The organism is Blautia coccoides (genome assembly GCF_034355335.1).
In the GTDB taxonomy this organism is placed as follows: Bacteria; Bacillota; Clostridia; order Lachnospirales; family Lachnospiraceae; genus Blautia; species Blautia producta.
Genome location: NZ_CP136422.1, coordinates 3152952 through 3176493, shown reverse-complemented (window position 1 = coordinate 3176493; position 23542 = coordinate 3152952). Strand labels below are relative to the sequence as shown.

25 protein-coding genes are annotated in these 23542 nt (G+C 46.3%); 2 read left to right on the top strand and 23 right to left on the bottom strand.

Annotated features, from left to right (window positions below):
* Positions 1 to 3: 3 nt before the first annotated feature.
* Positions 4 to 453 (bottom strand): D-aminoacyl-tRNA deacylase, encoded by a 450-nt coding sequence (gene dtd, locus BLCOC_RS14145; RefSeq protein WP_018593917.1) that lies wholly within the window; start codon positions 451 to 453, stop codon positions 4 to 6.
* A complete protein-coding gene (locus tag BLCOC_RS14140; protein WP_018593918.1) occupies positions 450 to 1748 on the bottom strand; it encodes an AI-2E family transporter in 1299 nt (432 codons plus the stop codon). Before BLCOC_RS14140 ends, dtd begins: the two co-directional genes overlap by 4 nt.
* Before the next feature lie 135 nt (positions 1749 to 1883).
* Between BLCOC_RS14140 and BLCOC_RS14135 the strand changes: the two genes are divergently transcribed.
* Positions 1884 to 2612, top strand: a complete 729-nt coding sequence (locus BLCOC_RS14135; protein WP_018593919.1) for a tRNA 2-thiocytidine(32) synthetase TtcA — start codon at positions 1884 to 1886, stop codon at positions 2610 to 2612.
* A gap of 95 nt (positions 2613 to 2707) precedes the next feature.
* Here the strand turns inward: BLCOC_RS14135 and BLCOC_RS14130 are convergent, their stop codons facing one another.
* The 8 genes from BLCOC_RS14130 to BLCOC_RS14095 all read right to left on the bottom strand — a co-directional run bounded on the left by BLCOC_RS14130 (position 2708) and on the right by BLCOC_RS14095 (position 9661).
* The gene (locus BLCOC_RS14130; RefSeq protein ID WP_018593920.1) at positions 2708 to 3349 is read right to left on the bottom strand and encodes a cytidylate kinase-like family protein; all 642 of its coding nucleotides are present in this window, start codon (positions 3347 to 3349) and stop codon (positions 2708 to 2710) included.
* 136 nt (positions 3350 to 3485) lie between these two features.
* On the bottom strand, positions 3486 to 4400 hold the full coding sequence (locus BLCOC_RS14125) for an RluA family pseudouridine synthase (RefSeq protein WP_018593921.1): 915 nt from the start codon (positions 4398 to 4400) through the stop codon (positions 3486 to 3488).
* Complete coding sequence (gene lspA / locus BLCOC_RS14120; RefSeq protein ID WP_026255326.1) at positions 4397 to 4918, bottom strand: signal peptidase II; 522 nt, start codon at positions 4916 to 4918, stop codon at positions 4397 to 4399. The genes BLCOC_RS14125 and lspA overlap by 4 nt, the downstream gene beginning before the upstream one ends.
* Before the next feature lie 16 nt (positions 4919 to 4934).
* On the bottom strand, positions 4935 to 6026 hold the full coding sequence (gene aroB, locus BLCOC_RS14115) for a 3-dehydroquinate synthase (protein WP_018593923.1): 1092 nt from the start codon (positions 6024 to 6026) through the stop codon (positions 4935 to 4937).
* A 16-nt stretch (positions 6027 to 6042) separates the two neighbouring features.
* Positions 6043 to 6795, bottom strand: a complete 753-nt coding sequence (locus tag BLCOC_RS14110) for a YlmH family RNA-binding protein (protein ID WP_018593924.1) — start codon at positions 6793 to 6795, stop codon at positions 6043 to 6045.
* A 56-nt stretch (positions 6796 to 6851) separates the two neighbouring features.
* Positions 6852 to 7454, bottom strand: coding sequence for a cell division protein SepF (locus tag BLCOC_RS14105; RefSeq protein ID WP_018593925.1), 603 nt, complete (start codon positions 7452 to 7454; stop codon positions 6852 to 6854).
* 16 nt (positions 7455 to 7470) lie between these two features.
* Positions 7471 to 8166, bottom strand: a complete 696-nt coding sequence (locus BLCOC_RS14100) for a YggS family pyridoxal phosphate-dependent enzyme (protein WP_018593926.1) — start codon at positions 8164 to 8166, stop codon at positions 7471 to 7473.
* 13 nt (positions 8167 to 8179) lie between these two features.
* Positions 8180 to 9661: a biotin/lipoyl attachment domain-containing protein gene (locus BLCOC_RS14095; RefSeq protein ID WP_029469069.1), complete on the bottom strand. Its 1482-nt coding sequence runs from the start codon at positions 9659 to 9661 to the stop codon at positions 8180 to 8182.
* Positions 9662 to 9792: 131 nt separating this feature from the next.
* Here BLCOC_RS14095 and BLCOC_RS14090 point away from each other — a divergent pair, with 131 nt between their 5' ends.
* Positions 9793 to 10005 (top strand): DUF378 domain-containing protein, encoded by a 213-nt coding sequence (locus tag BLCOC_RS14090; protein ID WP_018593928.1) that lies wholly within the window; start codon positions 9793 to 9795, stop codon positions 10003 to 10005.
* 71 nt (positions 10006 to 10076) lie between these two features.
* Here the strand turns inward: BLCOC_RS14090 and BLCOC_RS14085 are convergent, their stop codons facing one another.
* From BLCOC_RS14085 to BLCOC_RS14025, 13 genes are all read right to left on the bottom strand, one after another.
* A complete protein-coding gene (locus BLCOC_RS14085) occupies positions 10077 to 10502 on the bottom strand; it encodes a hypothetical protein (protein ID WP_018593929.1) in 426 nt (141 codons plus the stop codon).
* A 139-nt stretch (positions 10503 to 10641) separates the two neighbouring features.
* The gene (locus BLCOC_RS14080; protein WP_018593930.1) at positions 10642 to 11691 is read right to left on the bottom strand and encodes a D-alanyl-D-alanine carboxypeptidase family protein; all 1050 of its coding nucleotides are present in this window, start codon (positions 11689 to 11691) and stop codon (positions 10642 to 10644) included.
* Positions 11675 to 12070 carry a methylglyoxal synthase gene (locus tag BLCOC_RS14075; RefSeq protein ID WP_018593931.1) on the bottom strand — a complete coding sequence of 132 codons (396 nt, stop codon included), beginning with the start codon at positions 12068 to 12070 and terminating at the stop codon, positions 11675 to 11677. The genes BLCOC_RS14080 and BLCOC_RS14075 overlap by 17 nt, the downstream gene beginning before the upstream one ends.
* Complete coding sequence (locus tag BLCOC_RS14070) at positions 12067 to 13197, bottom strand: FtsW/RodA/SpoVE family cell cycle protein (protein WP_018593932.1); 1131 nt, start codon at positions 13195 to 13197, stop codon at positions 12067 to 12069. Before BLCOC_RS14070 ends, BLCOC_RS14075 begins: the two co-directional genes overlap by 4 nt.
* Positions 13198 to 13240: 43 nt before the next feature.
* On the bottom strand, positions 13241 to 13495 hold the full coding sequence (gene minE / locus BLCOC_RS14065) for a cell division topological specificity factor MinE (protein WP_226827694.1): 255 nt from the start codon (positions 13493 to 13495) through the stop codon (positions 13241 to 13243).
* Positions 13496 to 13515: 20 nt separating this feature from the next.
* Positions 13516 to 14304 carry a septum site-determining protein MinD gene (gene minD, locus BLCOC_RS14060; protein ID WP_029469072.1) on the bottom strand — a complete coding sequence of 263 codons (789 nt, stop codon included), beginning with the start codon at positions 14302 to 14304 and terminating at the stop codon, positions 13516 to 13518.
* A gap of 82 nt (positions 14305 to 14386) precedes the next feature.
* On the bottom strand, positions 14387 to 17281 hold the full coding sequence (locus BLCOC_RS14055) for a penicillin-binding transpeptidase domain-containing protein (RefSeq protein WP_018593935.1): 2895 nt from the start codon (positions 17279 to 17281) through the stop codon (positions 14387 to 14389).
* Positions 17266 to 17799: a rod shape-determining protein MreD gene (mreD, locus tag BLCOC_RS14050; RefSeq protein WP_018593936.1), complete on the bottom strand. Its 534-nt coding sequence runs from the start codon at positions 17797 to 17799 to the stop codon at positions 17266 to 17268. Before mreD ends, BLCOC_RS14055 begins: the two co-directional genes overlap by 16 nt.
* Positions 17800 to 18657 (bottom strand): rod shape-determining protein MreC, encoded by an 858-nt coding sequence (gene mreC, locus BLCOC_RS14045; protein ID WP_026255328.1) that lies wholly within the window; start codon positions 18655 to 18657, stop codon positions 17800 to 17802. It abuts the gene before it with no gap.
* A 59-nt stretch (positions 18658 to 18716) separates the two neighbouring features.
* Positions 18717 to 19706: a rod shape-determining protein gene (locus BLCOC_RS14040; protein WP_115622522.1), complete on the bottom strand. Its 990-nt coding sequence runs from the start codon at positions 19704 to 19706 to the stop codon at positions 18717 to 18719.
* A 59-nt stretch (positions 19707 to 19765) separates the two neighbouring features.
* Positions 19766 to 20464 carry a RadC family protein gene (gene radC / locus BLCOC_RS14035; protein WP_026255329.1) on the bottom strand — a complete coding sequence of 233 codons (699 nt, stop codon included), beginning with the start codon at positions 20462 to 20464 and terminating at the stop codon, positions 19766 to 19768.
* A 169-nt stretch (positions 20465 to 20633) separates the two neighbouring features.
* Positions 20634 to 22220, bottom strand: a complete 1587-nt coding sequence (locus BLCOC_RS14030; RefSeq protein ID WP_018593940.1) for an NAD(P)/FAD-dependent oxidoreductase — start codon at positions 22218 to 22220, stop codon at positions 20634 to 20636.
* Between the two features lie 116 nt (positions 22221 to 22336).
* On the bottom strand, positions 22337 to 23536 hold the full coding sequence (locus tag BLCOC_RS14025) for a BaiN/RdsA family NAD(P)/FAD-dependent oxidoreductase (protein WP_018593941.1): 1200 nt from the start codon (positions 23534 to 23536) through the stop codon (positions 22337 to 22339).
* Positions 23537 to 23542: the final 6 nt, after the last annotated feature.

Sequence of the window (23542 nt, the reverse complement as noted above, 5' to 3'; positions counted from 1 at the left end):
CCCTTACGCAAATGTACTTTCATCCAATATAATGGTAAAAGGTCCCTCATTGACAAGAGATACCTGCATCAGCGCGCCGAATCTTCCTGTTTTTACTACAGGGACGTTTTCCTTTGTCTTCTCTATGATATATTCATAAAGCGATTCGGCCATCTGTGGCTCTCCGGCGTTGAAAAAGCTGGGCCGGTTGCCTTTTTTGCAGTTGGCATACAGTGTGAACTGGGAGATCAGGAGAATTTCTCCGCCCACATCAGCCAGGGACAGATTTGTCTTCCCCTCCGAATCCGTAAAAATCCGGAGATTGATCATTTTCTTGATATACTGGTCAGCAATCTCTTTTGTATCCTCTTTGCCGATTCCCACAAAGACCAGAAATCCCCGGTTGATCCTGCCTATGCACTCCCCTTCCACACGGACAGACGCTTCACTGACTTTTTGAATTACAAATTTCATTTATTCCAAAAACTCCTTTTTTTCTTTTCGCTCTCTTCTTTCTCTTCCTCAGATTTCATTTTCACAGGTTCCAATGTATCCGGATTGAAAAAATCTATTTCCTGATACAGTTTATCATCTGTGGGCAGTTCCTTCTTTTTCAGCCAGGAATTCCGCAGATACTTCAGTCCTGCCACAATGACAGCCCACACAGGTACACCAATGATCATACCTGGTATACCAAACAGACCGCCGAACAGTAAGATGGCTACAATGACCATAAAACTGGACAGACCTGTGGAACCGCCCAGAATCTTTGGCCCCAGGATATTGCCGTCAAACTGCTGAAGCAGAAGGATGGTGATCAGGAAATACAGACACTGCATGGGATTGACCAACAGTATGATAAAAGCACTGGGTATAGCTCCAAGGTACGGGCCGAAAAACGGGATCACATTGGTGACACCCACGATCACACTGACCAAAATGGCATATGGAGTCCCTATGATCGAGGTGAGGATATAACACAAAACACCAATGATAGCGGAATCCACGATTTTACCGTTTACAAAGCCGCCGAAGGTCTTATTTACAAAACGGCATCCTCTGATGATATCATTCGCTCTCTCCGCATCAAAGACAGCATAAATAAACATTTTGCCCTGCGTCAAAAATCCCTCTTTATCTGCCATCAGATAGACAGAAATAATGGCACCGATCAAAAAGTTTTTGATAAATACCAACGCGCCAAACACGCCTGTGGTAAACTGCTGCAGAACTTCTTTGAGCTGGGGCAGAAGCTGGACATTCATCCAGGTTTCCACTTTAGAGGAATAGCTGTTGAAAAAATCAATGGCTGTGGAGCGAAGCTCCGGATTATTCTTTAAAATGGAATTCAGCCAGTGGCCTACGTTCTGTACATATCTGGGCATGTCATTAATAATACTGATAATACTCTCCACAATAGACGGCACGATCATAGCCATCAGTGAATAGATGATCAGCAGCGCAAACATCAATGCAAAAAACACACTGATATAGCGGACTGCCTTTTTTTTCTTTTTGTTAATATCAATTTTCTTTCTCTTCATCAAAGGAAAGAAGAATTTCTTTTCCAGAAAATTCACCACAGGAGTCAGCAGATAGGCAATAACCACTCCGAAAATCACCGGCATCATAACATTGCTCAGTATACGGAATCCCCGTATCAGAACATCCATATGAAAAATGCCAAAATAAAAGAGCATACTGGCACAAATAACTGCTAATGCTGTAACGCCCCAATACAAATATTTTTTATCCCAACGAAACTTCATGTTAAGCCTCCGATTATGCATAAACTGGAATCATTATAACATGAAATTTATTATTTGTGTCATAATTCTGTAAAAAAGTTATTTATTTTTTTGATTTTCTGTGATATATTCAATTATGCTACGGAGGATAATAAAATGAAATTACAGAAATTACTGAGTCTTACCAGAAAAGCGGTGGACGAGTTCTCGCTCATAGAGGACGGGGATAAGATCGCTGTAGGCGTATCAGGAGGAAAAGACAGCCTGACTATGCTCTATGCGCTCCATGGACTGATGCGTTTTTACCCTCATCCCTTTTCTATAGAAGTGATCACTGTGGATCTTGGGCATCCGGGGTTTCATGTGGAGAAAATAAAAGAGCTGTGTGATTCCCTTGGCCTGGGGTTCACAGTGGTGAAGACAGATATCGCGCAGATCATCTTTGATGAGCGAAAAGAGAGCAATCCCTGTTCCCTTTGTGCCAAGATGAGAAAAGGTGCCCTCAATGAGGAGGCCAAGAAGCTGGGATGCAATAAGGTGGCATACGCCCATCATAAAGATGACGTGGTGGAGACCATGCTGCTCTCTCTTATTTTTGAAGGCCGGTTTCACACGTTCTCGCCCAAGACCTATCTGGACCGTATGGATCTGACGGTTATCCGTCCTCTGCTCTATGTAGAGGAGGCAGATGTCATTGGGTTTAAAAACAAATATGACCTGCCGGTGGAGAAAAGCCCCTGCCCGGTGGACGGATACACAAAAAGGCAGTATGCCAAGGAACTGCTTAGGGATCTGACAAAAGAACATCCCGGAACAAAAGAGCGCATGTTTACTGCTATCTTAAACAGCAGCATAAGCGGCTGGGATAAAAGAATACCTAAATAAAAGATATATGCAAAAATCTCCGCAGAACTTAATAATTCTGCGGAGATTTTCTAAATCAAAAATAACTGTTCAGTACCTATACAGCTTCATGACTGTCAGCCTTTTTTCGCTCTCTTTTCATCTCGGATCTCAATGGCCTTTTTGATCATTTCCACACAGCCGTCAATGCCCAGAATAGCGCTGTTCAGACATAAGTCATAGCTGGTAGCCTCTCCCCATTTTTTGCTGGTATAGTAATTATAGTAGCTGGCTCTTCTCTTGTCTGTTTTCTGGATCCTGTCTTTGGCCGCGGAGTCTGTCAGCTCATGTTTTCTGGCGATCCTCTTGATCCTCTTATCCAGATCAGCATGTATAAATACACTGATCGCTCCCTCATAATCAGAAAGCGCGTAATCTGCACAGCGTCCAACTATAACGCAGGGAGCCTCAGACGCCAGCTTTTTGATCGTGTCAAACTGTGCAAGGAACACTTTGTGGTTGATGGGCATATCGGTAAATGCCGCAGAGGAATAGCCAAAGGAATATGTATCCATAACCAGGGAATACAAAAAACTGTTGGTTGGCTTTTCATCATTGTTCTCGAATAATTCCTGGCATAAACCACTGTCCTTGGCTGCCCTGTCAAGAAGCTCCTTATCATAACATTTGATTCCCAGTTCTTCAGCCAGACGCAGGCCAATTTCTTTTCCGCCGCTTCCGTACTGTCTTCCAATTGTTATTACCGTATTTGCTGCCATAATCAAACACTCCTCTCTATTCGATAATCCCTCTCTGGAACTGTTGTAGCAATACAACAGACAAATATGGAATTATTATCTTACTATAATTATTATAATCTATTTTATCCAATCTGTATATAAAATTTATATTATTTTATCGGAATTTTATGAGAAGTTTTTCAAAATAATCCGGAAGAGGCGCAGAAAACTCCATATACTCTTTTGTGGCCGGATGGATAAAACCTAAAACCATTGCATGAAGTGTCTGCCCTTCCAGACCGGATATGGGACATTTTTTCGGGCCGTATACCATATCGCCAAGAAGAGGGTGTCCGATGCTGCTCATGTGCACGCGGATCTGATGGGTGCGTCCGGTTTCAAGGCGGCATTCGATATAAGTGTAATTCCCAAAACGTTCCAGGACCTTGTAATGAGTCACAGCGGGTTTTCCATTTTGGAGGTTCACTGCCATTTTCTTTCGCTCTGTGGGGTGCCGGCCAATGGGACCTTCCACTATTCCTTCGTCATCTGTCAGATTCCCATGTACAATGGCCCGGTAGCGCCTGGTGATGCTGTGGTCCTTGAGCTGTTCTGCCAGATCCCGGTGTGCCAGATCTGTCTTACAGACAAGAAGCGCGCCGGTCGTGTCTTTGTCAATGCGGTGTACAATGCCGGGACGGAGCACGCCGTTGATACCGGATAAATCTCCCCGGCAGTGATACAGAAGGGCATTCACTAAGGTACCGCTGTAATGGCCTGCGCTTGGATGCACCACCATTCCCTTTGGCTTATCCACCACGAGAAGATGCCCGTCCTCATACAAAATGGACAGCGGGATATCTTCGGGCAGAATATCCGGCTCCTTGTTGTCTGGTATCAAAACACAGATTTCGTCGTCTTCTGAAAGCTGATAACTGGATTTGACCGGCTTGTCTCCCACTGTGACGTTACCCTCCTTTAACTGTTTTTGAAGGAAGGAACGGGAATAGCCGTCAAGTTCCAGGGCCAGATATTTGTCAATACGCTCCCCTGTCTGGGAGGCGTCTGCTGACAGGCATATTTTTTTCATTTTTTGATTCCTTTCCCTGATAAAAACGCAAAATCTTCCTCTTTGTAGAAAAACAAAAAGGATATCAGGAATAATGCCATGGAGACTACTACATAGATATCCGCCACATTAAAGACAGGAAAATTAATGGGTGAAAAGTAGATAAAATCCACAACATAATTCAGCCGGACACGGTCAATGAAGTTGCCTATCGCTCCGGCACAGATGATAAAACAGATGATACGAAGTAACAGGTATTTCTTTTCTGAGGGCATGCGCCAGAGTACATAGAGTACGGCACACAAAATGAGGACTGTCATGATCCCAAAGAAAATAAACTGGTTCTGAAAAAGTCCGAAAGCAGCGCCTCTGTTTTCCAGATAATGCAGATAGAGCACATTGGGGATCAGGGGAATGTCCGCCTGGTCCTTCAGATGCTGCACAGCCAGATATTTTGTCCACTGGTCCAGTCCTGTCAAAAAAGCCACACTGATGATAAACTGCACCAGTACAGTGATTTTTTTTGTTTTCTGATTCATGTTTGTCTCCATGGGGTTACTCCAGTATTTCCCGGATGGCTGTGAGCAGCTCTTCATCTGTCACGGTCTTATCCACTACTGCGTATCCTGGCTCTTTCATAAGAATAAATTTAATCTTTCCCTGCTCCATCTTTTTATCGGATTTTGTCACGCTCAATACTTCCTCTGCGCGCAGACCGTCTGTGGAGACAGGCAGGCCGAAAGCTTCCAGGAGCCTCCTTACATTTTCATACTCTTCCACTGTGATCATACCGCGTCTCATGGATAAATACGCAGAGGCCACCGTACCTACAGCCACACATTGTCCGTGAAGCAGACGGAAATCCTTTAATTTTTCAACAGCATGGCCAACCGTATGTCCCATATTCAAAACTGCCCGCTCGCCCTGCTCCGTGGGGTCATTTTCAACCACAGTTTTTTTTATGACACAGCTTCTGCAGATCATTTCCGACAGGGTGTCCGTGTCAAGTGCCAGGATCTTTGCACGGTTCTCATAGAGCCACTGGGAATAGGACTGGTCGCGGATAAATCCGTGCTTTACAACCTCCCCCATACCGCAGGAAAACTGTTCCAGGGGCAGAGTGCACAGGGTACTCACATTCATATATACCATGCGCGGCTGATGGAAAGCGCCCACCATATTTTTGTATTTTAAGAAATCCACCCCCGTCTTGCCACCGATGCTGCTGTCCACCTGAGCCAGAAGTGTGGTGGGAACCTGAAGAAAATCAATCCCGCGCAGATAAGTAGCTGCCGCAAACCCCGTCATATCTCCAACAACACCGCCGCCCAGAGCCACCAGAAAATCTTTCCGGTCAAAGTGCATTTCGATCAAGTGCTGATAGATTCCCTGTATCTGTTCCAGGGTCTTATTCTCCTCCCCTGCCGGAAGTACATAGGAAGTAACAAAAAATGCGCACCTCTCCAGTTCCTTTTTTACTGTATTTAGATACAGCGGGGCAACCGTGCTGTCAGTTACAATACAGAACTTTCTCTTTGTAAGTCCCAGCCTTTTAAGCTGTGCGGATAAATCCGAAAAATCCTTGCGGAATATAATGGGATAGGAAAAATCCCCGTCTCTTCTTACCTGTAATATGTCTGCTGTCATTCTTTTCACTCCTGTCTTAACAATATCTGGCCAGGCTTATATGGTACCTGTTTTTCTTCGTGATGCTGCCCACTTCCTCAAAGCGGAATTTGCCTTTGCTGCGCACAGAGACAATATCTCCCTCTTTCAGATTATATCCGTTGGACAGAATGTTTTTTCCGTTCACAAATACCTTCCCCCCTTCGATCAGAGAAATGATGCTGCTTCGGGAGGTGGAAAAGGCCAGCGCGATGACGCTGTCCAGTCTCACAGAGGAGACAGTGCCGGTGACCTTTTCTGTTTTCAGGGAAGGCAGTTCCTCCAGTGTGTTCAGAAGCCGGGGTACTACATTGGTGTGACGGATACGGCACAGCTCCTGCATGAGAAACGGCGCCATATTCTCGTGGCAGAACACATAGGCTGTCTTTCCATCCACCAGGATATCTCCTATTTTGCTTCTCTCAATTCCAAGATTCAGTATGGCTCCCAGATAGTCCCTGTGAGTCAGGCTTTCTGCAAATTTTTCCGCTGTAGGACGGATGCAGATGCAGGAAATAGGGTAGCTCTGCTGAAAGAAAAGAGCATCAGGGATGAATGCTGCCATCTGACGCTCTGCCAATGCATAGCCCCCGAAGGTCTCCACATGGACCCCTGATTCATTCTTTGGCAGGCTGTGCAACATATGCAATTCATTTAAGTCCAGAAAATCAGAGAAAGTAAGAACACCCCGATAATAGGCATTCTTACTTAACTCTTTCATACGTTTTTCAAATAAAGCTTCTTTTTCCATAGTTTGTCCACTCTGTCATTCATAGTTATGGGATCGCGGTGTGTGAACAGGAAGCATTAATATTCAGTCCGTATGGACGGGATATCAAAAGCACCGTTTAAAATCTGCTGATAGTCTCCTGTAATGTCCACACTGGCCGGTGTCAGAATAAATATGTAGCTGGACACCTTCTGCAGGCTTCCGCCTATAGAATAGCAGGAACCGGATGTAAAATCAATGATCCTCTGCGCAACTTCCATATCCAGACCTTCCAGGTTCAGAATAACGGTACAGTTGGCGATCAGTGTATCTGCAATCTCTCTGGTATCTTCCATATTGGTAGGCTTGATCACACAAACTTCCATTGCGCTGCCTGTCCTTTTTACCTGACGCATCGGGGTAACCTTGGAGGAGGAAGCTGCTGCTGAAGACGCAGACTTGGAAACCTTCTGCTGTTTGGCAGGCTTGGCAGCCTTGGGAGCAGGCTGTTTTTCTGCTTTTTTATAGCTGCGCGGTTCATAATCGTCTAAATCGTCATCATCGTCCTCTAATTTTTTGAAGAAACGTCTCTTGGGTTTTTCGTCATCGAAGTCGTCATCGAACTCGTCATCCAGAAATTCGTCGTCGTCGTAATCGTCGTTCACTTTGATCGCATCTAAAAACTTATCTAAAACACCCATGATAAAATCTCCAATCTTATTTGCTATAATCTCTTTCTCCGAAGATGCCTGTTCCTACACGGACCATGGTGGCACCCTCTTCAATGGCAACCTCATAATCACCAGTCATGCCCATGCTGAGCACGGCCATAGTAACATTATTAAATTTTTTCTCTTCAATGTCAACACTTAATTTTCTTAAATTTCTAAAAACTTCCCTGTTTTCTTCAGCATTTTCTACAAACGGGGCAATGGTCATCAAACCTTTTACCGCAATATTGGGAAGCTTTGAGATGGCCTCTGCCAGTGCTGCGGTCTCCTCCGGGGCGACGCCGAATTTGCTGTCCTCACCGGCTACATTGACCTCAATAAGGATATTGGCAGTCACGCCCTTCTTTACGGCTTCCTGGCTGACTGCCTCTGCCAGGCGAAGGGAATCTACCGAATGGATCAGATATGCCTTATCCACAATGTATTTTACTTTATTTCTCTGCAGATGTCCGATCATGTGCCAATGAAGACCAGAGGGAAGAGCCTCCTCCTTGGCTGTCAGTTCCTGTACCTTATTCTCGCCAAAATCCACTACACCCAGGGGGAGCAGTTCCTCGATCATGGACATAGGTTTTGTCTTACTCACGGCGATCAGCGTGACCTCATCACGATTCCTTCCTGCCCGACGGCAGGCTTCCTTTACTTTTTCTTCCACTGCAAGATAATTTTCACATACACTCATGTTTCATCTCTCCTTACTTTCCAGTCAATATATCCTCTTCCTTTACGCTCTCTCCGTCCTCCACAATCCTGTCAAAGGCTTCCAGACCATAAGAAGTATTGGTTTTTACGATACAGTATTCCTCATTCCGGTCTATGATGTCAATCTGCCGGAATACGGCATATCCCTTGTTCATACTGTAGACACCTTCCAGATAATCAATCTCGCCAACCACAAAGGTTTCCTTTGTCTCTGGTTTATACAGCACATCACCATCCTGGAAGGTTTGCTTGTCCACATAACAATATCCGTCCTGGGCAGCCGTGCTGTCCGAATTCCCGGAGACCTCCGCATCCTGGTTCTCCTCTGCCGTATTTTTGTAAATGGTGGCAGATACAAACTCTGTTGACTTCTCACCGCTCTTGGTGACTGCTTCCCGAAGGAACCCGGCTGAGTCTTCATTGCCGCCTTTTGTCAGATAAGAAGAAGGAATGATATAAAATTCTTTGGTGACAATAGAACTCATAGGAATCTTCAGTCCGCTCTGGGTGTTGACGACCAGCTCTATTTTTAAGAAACGGTCAGAGGCATACCGCACCATACCGTTTTTCAGTGTGATCTTTGCCGTTTTCTGGTCTCCCACATTCATAATGGAGAGCTGTCCTGTCTGTGTCTCGCCGTCCTTTAAAAATTTTACTTTAATGCTGCTGCGGTCCGCCAGCTTGGCTGCCAGTTTGTCAGAAAGAGGCACCATAAGAGTCCAGTTGTCATCTTTTACCAGCTTATATACCGGGTCTCCGGCTTTTATCTGTCCATCTGTGAGCAGATCCTTTTTTTCATAGGCTTTCTGGTTAAAGTCTTCCTCTGTCAGGTCCTCCACAGTCTTTCCTTCGTACCCGTCTGTAGAATAGACCACAAGGCCTGCATTGGGCGTTGTATGTACCACCTGGTTGCCAAATGTCATGGAACCCTTGAGAATGGTCACATCACTCTCCTCCTCATCCTGGTCCTCCACAGCGTCAGCCGGAGCTGCCGAAGAGGTAGATGCCTGCTGAAAGATCAGCCCCTGCATCTCATATTTAAAGCTGTAGGCATCATAGAAATCCGTACCGCTGAAGTTGTTGGAAAAATCAGCGATCCTTTTGCGGACCTCCTCTAACTGGTCCTTTGTAAGGGTGATATCTGCCTTGACATTCTGTGTGTCACTCAGCGCATAGACATTTCCGTTTTTGCGTATCTTCATGCCTTCTCTGGCATAGTAACGCACATAGCCGGGACTGTCGGCTGTGACGATCTCCTCATCCCGGACAGCCAATGCTGTACAGACTGGATTCCTGGAGAGCGGACCGGCCGTCACCTGATAGGAGGTGACATGGGTGGAGGTAATGTAGAGAAGAACTGTTATCAGCATGTAGATAAACAATGCTCCGAAAAGTAACGTGGCAATATTAAAAGTGAAAATCTTTCTGATGATCTTCAGAAGGTTTTTTATAAATGTCAATATTTTTTCTCTCAATTGGAATGAAAATCTCCTTTCATTATCGTTTTCCATTTTAACATTTTCAGCATTTAAGTACAATAGCCAATTTTATTGTATAAAAATTATAAATAATGCAAAAAATAGAAAAAGATAAAGGAGGAATTATCATGAAATCAAATGGATTAGATTATACCGCATTGGTTATTACCGTTATCGGTGCCCTCAATTGGGGATTAATTGGACTGTTCCGTTTCAATCTGGTTACCTTCCTGTTCGGAGACATGACATGGCTTTCAAGGATCGTATATGTCATCGTAGGAATCTGCGGACTCTATCTGCTGAGCCTCTTCGGAAGGATTACTTCTATGGGTGACCGCTGAGTATGCACGAAAAAAAGCCGCCGCACTCCTGTTTATCAGGGTGTGCAGCGGCTTTTTTTCTTTCGTTTATTTTATAATGATGTAACGATCATGTGTTTTACATCTTCAGGAAGATCCTTTTCGTCTTTTGAAAGGCTGATAATAAAGGAAATCTCATAAGCATTTGAAATCTTCTCAAGGCTGGCTAAAACTTTTGAAATATTTTCCAGGTTACACTCCAGTTTTGAAATCCTCAGGAAACCATCCAGGTACATTTGCTCAAGATCATGATCCTGGGAAACAATACCGCGGATAAAACCAACAAATTCATCACTGTTCTCAATACCGTATTCCATCACATCGATCAGACGGATTTTATTATTCAGCTCATACATATGTTTTGTACTTTTATCTAAGTAAACAACTGAGCCGTTCGCGTTCTTGACCTCAGCATTCGCCTTGTCTAGAAGAATTTTTGTCTTTCCTTTACCTTTTTCACCTACAATTAACTGAACCATCGCATTTTCCTCCTTAGCCGCACGTAATATGTATATTTACTAAAAACGTGGTTATCTTGGAATTAATTATAGTGCATTTCGTTCAAAAATACAATGGTAAAATAAAAAATTTCTGCTATTTTTAGAAATTTAATTTTCTTTAGGAACGATTCACTTTCTCCAGAAGCTGGTTCATACGTTCATACAAAACAGGTTTGTTTTCCGCGTTCAATACAATGGACACATACGGCTCTCCATAGTTGTTCTGTACCATCAGAGCCAGGCAGGCTCCTGCCTTGCCGGTAGTGCCGGTTTTTCCGCCCAGGATGGTTACTCCTTTGGGTGCGCTGGACTCTCCTGTCAGATACTGGTCTGTGGCATCCAGCCACTTCTGCATGGCAGACCCGTCTGCTGATTTGTAATTAATCGTATAATTGCTTAACTGTGTGATATCTGTAAACTCCTGATGTTTCATCGCTTCATTGAGCATCAGATAAATGTCGTAGACCGTGGTATAATGGTCGTCATCGTGAAGTCCGTGAGGATTCACAAAATGTGTTCCCGTCATACCCAGATGCTGAGCTTCCTCATTCATCATATCCACAAAGCTCTCCACGCTGCCGCCTACAGTCCTGGCAATGGCCATTGCCGCATCGTTGGCTGAATAGACAAGAAGCGCATGGAAAAGCTGGTCCATGGATATCTGATCCCCCTCTGCAAGACCGCATACCTGGGAATCTGCCTCAAGCTGGATATCCTGCGCCTGTATGGTCACGATTTCATCCATATTGGCTTTCTCAAGGGCCACCAGTGCTGTCATGATCTTGGTGATACTGGCCGGATAGGATTTCTCATAAAGAGATTTTGAAAAAAGCAGCTTTTTATCCTGGATATCAAAAAGTGCTGCTCTCTCCTCCCCCTGTGTCTCAATCCCTTCCATGGGTGTGTCACCTGGGCCTACGCACAAATCTGCCGCTACGCCTTCCGCCACCAGGGAATCTTCACCTATGGTCTGGCCGAACACTTCCGTAGTCAGTCTGAATGCCATGGGCGCGTCTACTGCCTGTCTGCCCTTCAGCATAAAAATCCCCAGAACACCTGCTAAAAGCAGAATGACGAAAAACATGCCGAGAAACAGAGTCCGCTTGATCCTACGTTTTCTCTGTGCTTTTTTGGAAAGCCTTTTTTTAGGTTTATTTGTACATTTCACGCCAGTCCAACTCTCCTCTGTCAAGTGATTTGATCATCATTTCAGCTGTGGCAAGATTGGTTGCCAGGGGGATATTGTGCGTATCACACAGATGAAAAATCCTCTTTACATCCGGATCGTGTTTCTGTGGTGCCAGAGGCTCACGCAGATAGATGATCAGATCCATTTGATTCTGTTCGATCAAAGCCCCCATCTGCTGTTCCCCGCCAAGATGACCGGCCAGGAACTTGTGTACATTCAAATTGGAAGCCTCCTCAATGAGCCTGCCTGTGGTACCTGTTGCATAGAGTTCATTTTTTGACAAAACACTCCTGTAGGCAATACAGAAGTTCTGCATTAATTTTTTCTTTGAGTTGTGTGCAATTAATCCGATGTTCACGATTTTTCTACCTCCCTGTAGGTTCTGTTTTTCTGAAGACTGACATTTAATACCAGTCCCATACCGATATAAAGGCTTACCATGGAAGAAAGCCCGTAGCTGACAAAAGGAAGAGGCGTACCTGTGTTGGGGCCAAGTCCTGTTGCCACGCAGATGTTGATAAAACTCTGTACTGCTATAAGAGAAGCCATACCGTAGCATATGAGGCTGCCGGATAGATCCTTCGCCCTTCTGCCCGTCCTCATACATTCATAGATGATCAGGAAAATGAGCAGAATAATTGCTGTGCAGCCCAGAAATCCCAGCTCCTCCCCCGCCACGGAAAAGATAAAGTCCGTCTGGCTCTCAGAGACAAAATTTCCTTTGTTGGCAGTTGCCACTTCATTGTTGTTCAGGCCTTTTCCGGTCAGCTTTCCTGAGCCGATGGCCATGATGGAATTCTGCTGCTGGATGACATCATCTGAATACTCCTCCTCTTCAGGATAGAGAAATGTCATAATCCTGTCTCTCTGATAATCATTGATCAGCTTCTGGTCGGGCTGTATGACAATGAACAGAAACACGATCACCAGCGGTATGGCGATGAGCAGCGCCCCGCCTATGATCTTATAGCTCAGCCCTGCAAGATACAGCAGTATACAGAAAAGTATAGCAACTGTGATCGTATTTTTCAAGTCCGGCTGACTAAATACCATTGCCAGAGGAATGGCGATCAGCACCACAGATTTTAAAATTGTCTTAAACGTGTTCAGGTCTTCTTCATGCTCCATAAAAAAGCGGGCAAAAAACAGTATGATAATGATTTTCGACAGCTCTGTAGGCTGGAACTGGAATCCTCCGATACGCAGCCATCTGGCAGCACCTTTGGACTCTGTACCGAAAAACCACACAGCGAGAAGCATGAGGATATTGCAGAAATACATGATCCAGTAAAAATTCAGGATCCAGCTAAAATCCATCAGGGAGACGATCACCATGATCACAAGACCAAGGATCATACCCATGAGCTGTTTTTTCTGCAGATCCGGTTCCGCGCTTCCCACCAGAAGCACCCCCATAAAAGTGAGTACCACCAGAAACAGCACCAGTCTGAAATTGTAGTCGCGTAGTTTATATTGTTTAATCATGAAAACACCTAGTTTTATCCTTAAAGTCCTTTTTTACCTGTTCCTAAAAACCGGGATAGGATTCCTGTATATCTGCTTTCAGAGGAATCTTTGCCAAAACGGTAGTGGTATCCTTTAAATAACGGATTTCCACTTTTTGCTCCTGTACGGTGAAATATCTGCTCACGGCACGGACCATATCGTTTTGAAGCATGGTCATCATTTGTGGAGAACAATCCAGCCTCTCGGATACGAGGAGAAGCTTCAGCCGGTCTTTTGCTACATGACCGGAACGTTTATTCCGAAAATGAATCAACACGCAGGCCCTCCTTTACCTTATTATTTTTTAAAGATACCGGACAGCCTTTTGAATACACCCTGCTTTGACTGGAAGTTCAGGAAAGGTACGTCCTCTCCCGCTATCCTGCGGCAGATGTTCAAAAAAGCCTGTCCTGACATGGAGTCCTGCCCGCAGAGCGGTTCCCCCTGATTGGTGGCGATAACCACAGCCTCATCATCCGGAATCGCTCCCAAAAGCTCCACCGCCAGAATCTCAGTGACATCCTCCACGGACATCATCTCCCCGCGTCTTATCATATCCATGCGCAGGCGGTTGATGACAAGCTGTACCCTGGGCATTTCATTGGCCTGGAGCAGTCCGATGATACGGTCCGCATCCCGGATAGCGGATACCTCCGGTGTCGTTACCACGATCGCCCGGTTCGCCCCTGCAATGGCATTTTTAAAACCCTGTTCAATACCTGCCGGGCAGTCCAGCAGAATATAGTCAAACTCCTCTGCCAGGTCATCCGTCAGTTTGATCATTTGTTCCGGCGTGATAGCCGTCTTGTCTCTGGTCTGGGCTGAGGGCAGAAGGCAGAGATTGTCACACTGCTTGTCCCGGATGAGCGCCTGCTTCATGCGGCAGCTCCCCTCAATGACATCGATAAGGTTGTAGACGATCCTGTTTTCAAGCCCGAGTACCACATCCAGATTCCGAAGCCCGATATCCGTATCCACTACGACTACCTTTTTGTTGAGCTTTGCAAGTCCAAGCCCAAGATTCGCCGTAACGGTGGTTTTTCCGACCCCGCCTTTTCCGGAAGTCACTACAATAATTTCACTCATATCCTATCCTCCTAAATCCTTTTTGAAACTGCGGCATTAACCGCCTTTACTTTTCATGCGTATTTCAAGACTCAAAAAAGGTTTAGTCTGTCTGCTGTGTACTTCCGCCTGCGGATGCCGTTCCGGTTACTATCGCATCTTTATCCACAAGATTGTACTTATAGCTGATTACATCTTTTGCTACTGCTGCCGCATTGGTGGAACTGTATCCATTGGCAATGCGGACTGCCATGGCGATCTCCGGTTTGTCCGATGGGGCAAATCCGATGAAGAGTCCGTGGCTGGGCCGGGTTGTAACCTCCTGGGCGGTACCTGTTTTACCGGATACCGGATAATCAAAGTCCTGGAAGGCTTCATTGTTCTCTACTACTTCCCGCATTCCTGCATGGATAATATCCCACTCATGATTGGGAATGTCCATAGTAGTCTTCAGCTCCGGTGTGTAGTCTTCGATGAGGGTTCCTTTGGAGTCTGTAACTTTATCAAGAAGGGACAACGAATAAATGTTTCCCCGGCTTGCGATTGTGGTGGCATAACGTGCCAACTGTGAGGTCGTGTAGTTGTTGGTACCCTGTCCGATTGCAGATGCCACGGCTGCTTCGTCTGTGATCTGTGGTTCGGCCTCTGTGATCTCTATTCCTGATTTCTGGTCAAGCTGGAACAGTTCTGCATATTTCCGCAGTTTTTCAAGTCCCAGTGAATCTGAGAAATTCCCATCGGAATCTGTGCCCATGTCATAGACTACCTGGTTAAAGAATGTATTACAGGAGTTCTTGATAGCTCCCTGTATTCCCAGATAGCCGTGCCCGGTATGCAGCCAGCATTTGATGGGAGGATTGACCTTGGTGAATTCACCGGTACATGTCACACCATAATTGTCGTCAACAATTCCCTCTTCCATTCCTGCAACCGCTGTCACGATTTTAAATGTGGAACCGGGTGCTGTTTTCTGCTGCGTAGCCTTGTTAAAGAAGGGCCTTGAGAGGTCAAGGGAAAGCTTTGCATAATAATCTATATCCATCTGATTGGCCAGACGGTTATTGTCATATCCGGGATAGGTGACACAGGCCAGTACTTCACCGGAATTTACATCTGTCATAACAAGAGATCCGGAACAGGGATCAAGAGCCAACTGTGCCGGTGTGATCTCCAGATTGCTGATCTTCTCTTTTAAGAAATCATAGGCTTTTTTCTGTCCGGATGCAAGCGCATTGTAGGACGCCTCATCTGCGGCCAGGATACCCTGGTCATAGAGGACCAGGCAGAGCTGGTTTCCTGATATGGTATCTGACAGGATCATATATTTATATATGATCTTGGAGAACTCCGAATCATTTGTCAGAGATTCCGTCAGATATTCAGAGAGTGCATTGTACACTTCTGTAGAGTCCAGATAATCCCCCTCTGCATAAAACTGGGAGATATCGATCCAGTTCTGGCTTGCTGCATAAGTCAAAAATTCTTTCAGGCTTATGGAACTGTCTTTTGTCCACGCAATATAAGTGGGATCTGATGCGTCAATGGCGTCCAGAGAGAGAATTCCCTTTTTGTTCATAAGGAAATCATTAACTATATAGCTCTGGTACTCCTGCATTTCTTTTGGAAGATCCTTATAGGCTTCCGGCGCGGCAGCGGTAAGCTCCTGCCGGATGGATTCAAAGACTTCTGCCTGTTTCTGGGTGAACAGGCCGTAAATGGTCTGCTCCGTCTCAGATGCGTCTTCCTCCTTGAAATGGCTGGTATTGATCACACTGTTGCCGATCAGAGCATTATATACGTCATAGATCGGTGTCCGTATATTGGCAGTATCGTTGTTGGTAGAATCCTGATCGAATTCCTTTGCCATGACAATATTGTCAGAGAGGATACCTGCGATCTTCTGCTCCAAAACATGATAGGCAACTTCCTGAAGATCTTTGTCAATGGTCAGGTAGACGTCGTCGCCGGATACCGGTTCTACCCGGGAGTCCTCATTGATCTGCAGAACTTTTCCCAGGTTGTCGACTGTCACCTGCTCCTCCCCATCTTTTCCCTGAAGGGTGGTTTCCATATACTGCTCGATTCCCGTTTTACCGATCACTGCATCCGTGGAGTAATCCGGGTGGTCTTTTTTCAGCTCCTCCAGCTCCTCCGCTGAGGCCTTTCCTGTATATCCGATGATCGGCGCAAAATAAACACCGTCATCATATACACGGATGGAGTCTTCCATGATATCCACACCCTGCAGCTTATCTTTGTTCTCCATTACCATGGCAACTGTTTCTTCGCTTACGTTGGTTGCGATAGTTGCCGGCACATACTTTTTAAAGCTGTTGGCAGACAGTGCATAGCGGATACGAACAACAGCCAGAGTTTCCTCCGGAGTAAAGGATTCCGGCAGGTTATGTTCTTTTAGCTCTTTGGCTGTATAGGGATCATTTTTATTCACCAGTCCGAAGCGCTCAGAGCTGCACAGATAATCCATGATCTTCTTTGGAGAAGCGTTGAGCTGGTCTTCTTTCAGGGAATCTATTTTCGCCTGTCCATAGACATCAGCTTTAAAACGGTTCAGTGTAAAGTCAGTTGCGTCAAAAGCGTATTCTCCGTTCTCATCCACCACAATGTGAAAAGATGTGTCCAGAGTTTCCCCATTGGTTTCCAGAATTTTCATCAGGGAATATGCCACATAATTGAGTGTCAGGTTTTTCTCCCTGTTGGAGTCATAGGTTCCATTGTCCTCCAGTATAATGGAATAGGACAACTGGTTGTGGGCCAGGAACTGGCCGTTCCGGTCACGGATATTCCCTCGGGTGCTCTTGATGGTACGCGTTTTTGTGGTGCTCAGATTAAAGTTATCGGCGTATTCGTCGCCCTCAATGATCTGAAGCTTAAAAAGATGCTGTATCAGGATAAAGAACATGAGAATGAACGCCAGAAACAGCACTGTGGTACGTTTGATACAAATTTTTTTAAAAAAGTTTTTTATTTTCTTAGCCAAATAGAATCTCTCTCCTTCATTTCCAGTTCTGTCAGCCACTTGTTGATGTTAAAGAGTAACCTGTAGAGAAGAACAGTCATAAGAATCGTATAGATCATTTCCGGAATGATGATCCTTCCGAAATAGTAGTAAAACTGTATACGTCCCCGCATCAGATACTGCATTCCATAGACCAGACCGCCGTAAACCAGATCACCGGCCGCTACAAGTATGATGGGAACACGAAGCTCCTCATCATAAAACAGTTTACAGCAGCAGCCTGCCGCATAGCCGATGCACAGATAGATCAGGCCGTAAAAGCCAAGGAGTCCGTCTGAGAGCAGGTCTTTCAGGATTCCGCATAAAAATCCGATCCAGATGCCATTCTTCTTGCCGCGCATAAAACCAAAGGAAACTGTCAGGATCAACAGCAGGTTCGGCGCAATAGAGCCGATGGAAAGCGCTTTGAAAATAGTTCCCTGAAGGACAGCGGAAATCAGAATCAGAAGGAGGGTTACCACTTTCCTTTGAATTCTCATTTATGAATCTCCCTTCTGCTGTTTCAGTTCTTTGATCACAAGTACCTCCTGCAGATGTTCAAAATCTACCGCAGGTGTCAGGGTCCCTGTCTTTGTGAGATTGTTGGGGTCTTCTTTGATCTCACTTACATATCCTATCAGAATACCCTTCAGAAATTTGTCACTCACTGCGGATGTAACAATTTTTTCACCCTCCTGGATTTTGTCATCCTCATCCTTCAGGTGGATAAACTGCAGTTTTCCCTCATCAATGAGACGCATGTCGCCGGACACGATACATCTGTCGGAGGTGGTCATGGTCATGGCGCCTACATTACTGGTGTCATCTATGATGGAGCGGACCGTTGCCCAGTTTTTCCCGACCTCGGTGACTATGCCCACCAGTCCGCTTCCGGCTATGACGTTGCAGTCCTTCTGGATACCGTCATCGCTGCCTTTATTAATGGTAAAAGTGGAAAACCAGTTGCCGGAGTTCTTGCTGATCACCTCAGCGCCTACTTTATCGTATTCACTGTATTCCTTGTCCAGATCATACAGCTTTTTCAGACGGTCCAGTTCACTGACAGACTGGGTCAGACGGCTGTTCTCAGCAGTCAGCTCGTCCACCTTGCCCTGAAGCTTTTTATTTTCCTCTACCAGCTTTTTTTTGTTGCGGAAACCGGAGGTCATGTCACTCAACGCGGTTCCCACTTTATTGATGCCGTTCTGGAATGGTACGACTGCGTAGCTGGCAGCTTTTCTGACCGGTGCGGCCGGAAATTTTGACGCAAAGGTGAGGAGCATCAGGCTGATGCACACCAGAATCATTACAACCAGGATGTGTTTACTTTTTATGTTCCAATCATGCTTTTTCTTCATTCTATAAAACCTCAGCTTTTTATTCATGACAGCAGAGAGCCTGCAGGACATGTCCTCTGCTATTTAACCCATTTTCTGAGAGACTTGCTTCCTATGATCTCCTTAAGCCCGTATATGGTGCACAGGTCGTAGAAACGTGACAGGCATACCTTCTGCCCTGTCTGCCTGCTGATAAACCATTCGATATCCGGAATCTTTGTGGTACCTCCGGTGAGATTGATGCCTTCCCTGGAAATATTCTGCCGAATCTGGGGCGGTGTCCGTTCCAGAAAAAAGCGTATCTCTTCACAGATGGTGCCCAGCGGTTCCCAAATGGCCTCAAAAACCATTCTGGAGGAGACGATCCCCTCCTGGGGCAGACCGGTCAGGCTGTCCACGCCCACCACTTTCCGCGCCTCTTTTTTATCTTCTTTTAAATAGGCCAGGGAGAATTTCAGACGTCTGGCTGTACGGCTGCCAATATTCAAATTGCACCGGCGCCGCACCATGTTCTGGATGGATTCGTTTAACTGCTTGCCGCCAATCTCCACAATTTTGCTCAGTACCACCCTGCCCTTTTCGATGACAGAGATTTCACAGCTCTGTGCCCCGATGTTCACCACCATGGAGCCTTTCGTCTTGTTGATGGGTATTCCCAGAGCTACCGCATCAGCGATGGTCTTGTCAACCATGTATATCTTATTTTTTCTGTTGGAATTTCCTATGGTATAGTAAGCCCTCTTCTCTATCTCGGACAGATCTGCAGGAACTGCAAGGTACAGTGTGTTTCCAAAAACCGTACCGGCGCCTGCTTTCTCCAGAAGTGAATGCAGAACCATCTCTGTGTGATTGATATCTGCAATCTTGCCGAATGTCATGGGAGTGATGACCGAGACATTTGAGGGATTTTTTTCAAAAATCTCATAAGCATCATTGCCGGCAGCCAGAATCTGCTTTCCGTTCCGGATGGCAATCATGTTCTTTTCCGTTAAGATGGTGTCCTGCTGGCAGGAATAGATTTTCACCATACTGGTGCCTAAATCCACACCGAACGTTTTATGAAATGGCATATTGTGCTCCCCTTTTATTTATGACCAAGAAAGCCCGCGCAGCGTTCTTTCTATTATAATTATTCTAATAATCCCTGCTCCCGGAAGCTTATGTAACGGCAGTCGCCGATAATGATGTGATCCAAAAGCGGGATGCCGAGCATTGCTCCGGCATTCTGAACTCTCTTCGTAATGTTGATATCCGCCTGACTTGGGGACGGGTCTCCGCTTGGATGGTTGTGGACCAGCAGGATACCCACCGCGTGATAAGAAAGAGCGGCAAGAAAAATCTCCCGCGGGTTTACCAGGGACATGTTGACAGTCCCTTTAAAAATAGTCTCTTCCCCCAGGCGATGGTTTTTGCAGTCCAGCATCATACAAAGCAGCAGCTCCTGTTCCTGATGGCGGAGCTGCTCCATGTAGAAATTGGCAATGGATGCCGGATGATCAAAAGAAACACCCTTTTCTGCCACAGAGACTGCAATCCTCTTGGAAAGTTCACCGATGCATTTGAGCTGTACGGCTTTCACTGTTCCAATTCCCCGTATACTTTTCAACTGCTGGAGGCTCAGTTGGTGAAGGCCGGGAAGGCCCTCTTTGTCCCGGGAGAGGTGCAGCACCTCCCCGGCCAGCTCCAGTGAGGAGCTTCCGCTTGAGCCGGAGCGCAAAAGCACTGCCAGCAGTTCTTCATCAGTAAGTGCCTGGGCGCCGAGCTTCAGACACTTTTCGTATGGCCGGTTTTCATTTGGTATTTCTTTGATTTTTCTATTGTCATTCATATGATTTTCCACATACTCTCTTCAGCATGGTATGGGCATCATAAAAAAATTTAGCAGACTTTATTGTAGCACAGATTAAAAACGATGTATATGGCTTAACAAAAATTTATCACTTTTTTCATAATTGGTATACTTTTCATCGCGCAAAACAGGAAAAACGACTGCCGGATCAGAGGCTGCAGGCAACGGTGACCGCCTCTCCGATCTTCAGACCATCCATAGCCGCGGAGGTGATCCCCCCTGCATAGCCCGCACCTTCCCCACAGGGATAAATCCCTTGTATATTGCTCTGCATCCGGGAGTCTCTTTCGATCCGCACAGGGGAGGAGGTACGGCTCTCCACACCTGTGAGCACTGCGTCATCCCTAGAAAATCCTGGAATCATGCGGTCAAAATACGTGATTCCCTCCTGCAGGGCACTGCTGATATAAGAGGGAAAAAGCTCTCTTAAGTTTGCAAAGGACCAGTCTCCTTTCAGGCAGGGAGTGACCAGTCCAAGCCCGGTGCTTCTGCAGTTCTCTTTAAAATCACCGAAAAGCTGAAGTGGAATTTTGCCTCCGCCGAGACCATAAGCTGTTCTTTCCAGCTCTCTTTGAAATTCTACACCGGAAAGAGGTCCTTTATTTCCATAGTCATCCGGTGTTACTGTGACGATCATGGCACTGTTGGCATTCTTTGAGGCCCGGTCCTGATAGCTCATGCCATTGACTGCCAGCATGTTTTTTTCGGAAGAGGCATTGACCACATATCCCCCCGGACACATGCAGAAGCTGTATATTCCGCGGCCGGAGGCTGCCTTATGGGTCAGCTTGTATGCGGCAGCCCCTAAGGTATCATGTTCTTTGCATCCGTACTGATACTGGTTGATCAGTGTTTGGGGGTGCTCTATGCGAAGCCCCACGGCAAAGGATTTTGCCTGCATGGAACACCCTGTTTTTTCCAGAAGGGAAAATGTGTCTCTGGCGCTGTGTCCGATCGCCAGGACCAGGGTGGAGACAGGAAGCTGTTCCCTGTTATTGATCTCAATGCCTGTGATCTGTCCTTTTTCCACCTGAATACCGGTCAGGGCGCTTCGGAAACGGATTTCTCCGCCCATCTCTTCTATTTTGCCCCGCAGTTTTTTTACGATGGACACCAGCAGATCTGTTCCCAGGTGGGGCTTCTGTACATAGAGGATCTCCTTCGGCGCGCCGCATTCTACAAAAAGGCGGAGTACCTCCAGATTTCTTCCCACAGGGTCTTTGACCAGGGTATTCAGCTTTCCGTCGGAAAATGTGCCAGCGCCGCCCTCACCGAACTGCACGTTGGATTCCGTGTCCAGCGTACCGCCCTTCCAGAAAGACTGTACTTTTTCCATTCGGGCGTCCACATGGTCTCCCCGTTCGATCACAAGGGGGGAAAGTCCTGCACGTGCCAGGTAATAGGCACAGAAAAGACCCGCAGGGCCGCTGCCCACCACTACCGGGCGCTGTATCCCGGATGTTCGGTCTGCATGGAGATAAGTATAGGTGCTTCTACTAGTTGACATAACAATTTTATGGTCAACTCTTTTTTGGACAGCATTTTCTTTTTTTACCTCTGCGTCAATTGTATATACGAAAAAAAGTTCCGGCTTTTTCCTGGCGTCCAGAGATTGTTTTCGGATCGTCCATGAGAGAAGCTCTTCTTTTTTTATTTTCAATGTTTTTAAAATCTTTTTTTCCAGGTCGCTTTCTGTGTGCGCCACTGGAAGCTTTAATTGCTGTATGGTAAGCATGTGTGAACCTTTCTACATGACCATTCCTGCGGCCTTTGCTTTTTTTTGCAGGGGCCGTAAAAATAGTTCCTTTTTGAAAACGTTTCAATAGGTGTGCGCTTAATGCGCGGTAAATGTCAGAGTGCAGCGTGTGTTCCCGCCGCGGCAGCGCTGGACCATGCCCACTGCAGATTATAGCCTCCGCAGATACCATCCGTATCCACCACTTCCCCCGCAAAAAAGATTCCGGGCTGAATGGAGGATTCCATTGTCTTTGGAGATAACTCCTCTGTGGAGACACCCCCTGAACATACCTGGGCCTGCCTGAGGGAGCGGGGGCTTTTGACATCCAGCTCCAGACATTTGATCTTCTGTACAAGGGAGGCCAGATCACCGGAGTTATCCTGGGTCAGCACATCGATGAGTTTTTTAGGAAACAGTCCCACAAGGCTTTCCTTCAAGGTTTTGTACGGACAGTTTTCCATACGGGTTTTTAAAAACACATGCAGGGATTCCTCAGTGAAATCCGGCATAAGATCAAGCAGAAGCCGTACAGGGACACCCTCATCCAAAAGGCGTGCGGCATAGCCGCTCAACTGGAAAACAGGGATTCCTGAGACACCGTATTCTGTGAGCTGTATCTCTCCTCTTTCCTCCCGGAAGATCTGGCGGTCAACTGCCAGAGAGACACAGCCCTCTGTGCGGACACCAGCCCACTTTTTGAAAAAACTGCCTTTGCAGGCCAGTGGGACCAGGGCAGGGAGCGGTTTGATAATGGTGTGTCCCAGTTTCTCGGCAAATTCATATCCGGATGTGCAGGAACCTGTAATTTCAGAGGCCGGTGAACCGCAGGCAATGATCACACTGTCTGCAGCGTACTGCCAGGACTGGGTTTTGACCAGCCATCTGCCCTGCGCCGGGTCTGAGGATCCGCAGATATCTGTCACCTGTTCCTTACACTTTATCTTCACTTTCAGGTAACGGGCTTCCGCCTCCAGGACTTCCAGCACACTGGAGGCCTGTCCGCTTGCTGGATAGAGATACCCGTCACGATTTTTGGTGTAGATGCCCAGTCTGGAAAAAAAGGCCACTGTCTGCTGCAGAGGGAACTGCTGTATGACTTCCCATGCAAATTCCGGATGTCTGCCGTGGTAGCAGGAGGGATGCTGAAAGGTATTTGTTATATTGCATTTGCCGTTTCCTGTTGCCAGAAGCTTTCTTCCCGGTTTTTCATTTTGTTCCAACAGAATGACGGACGCGTGATTTCTCGCGGCAAAAATGGCAGATACCAGACCGGCAGCGCCCCCGCCAATGATACAGACAGTCTTCTTATCCATGGATCT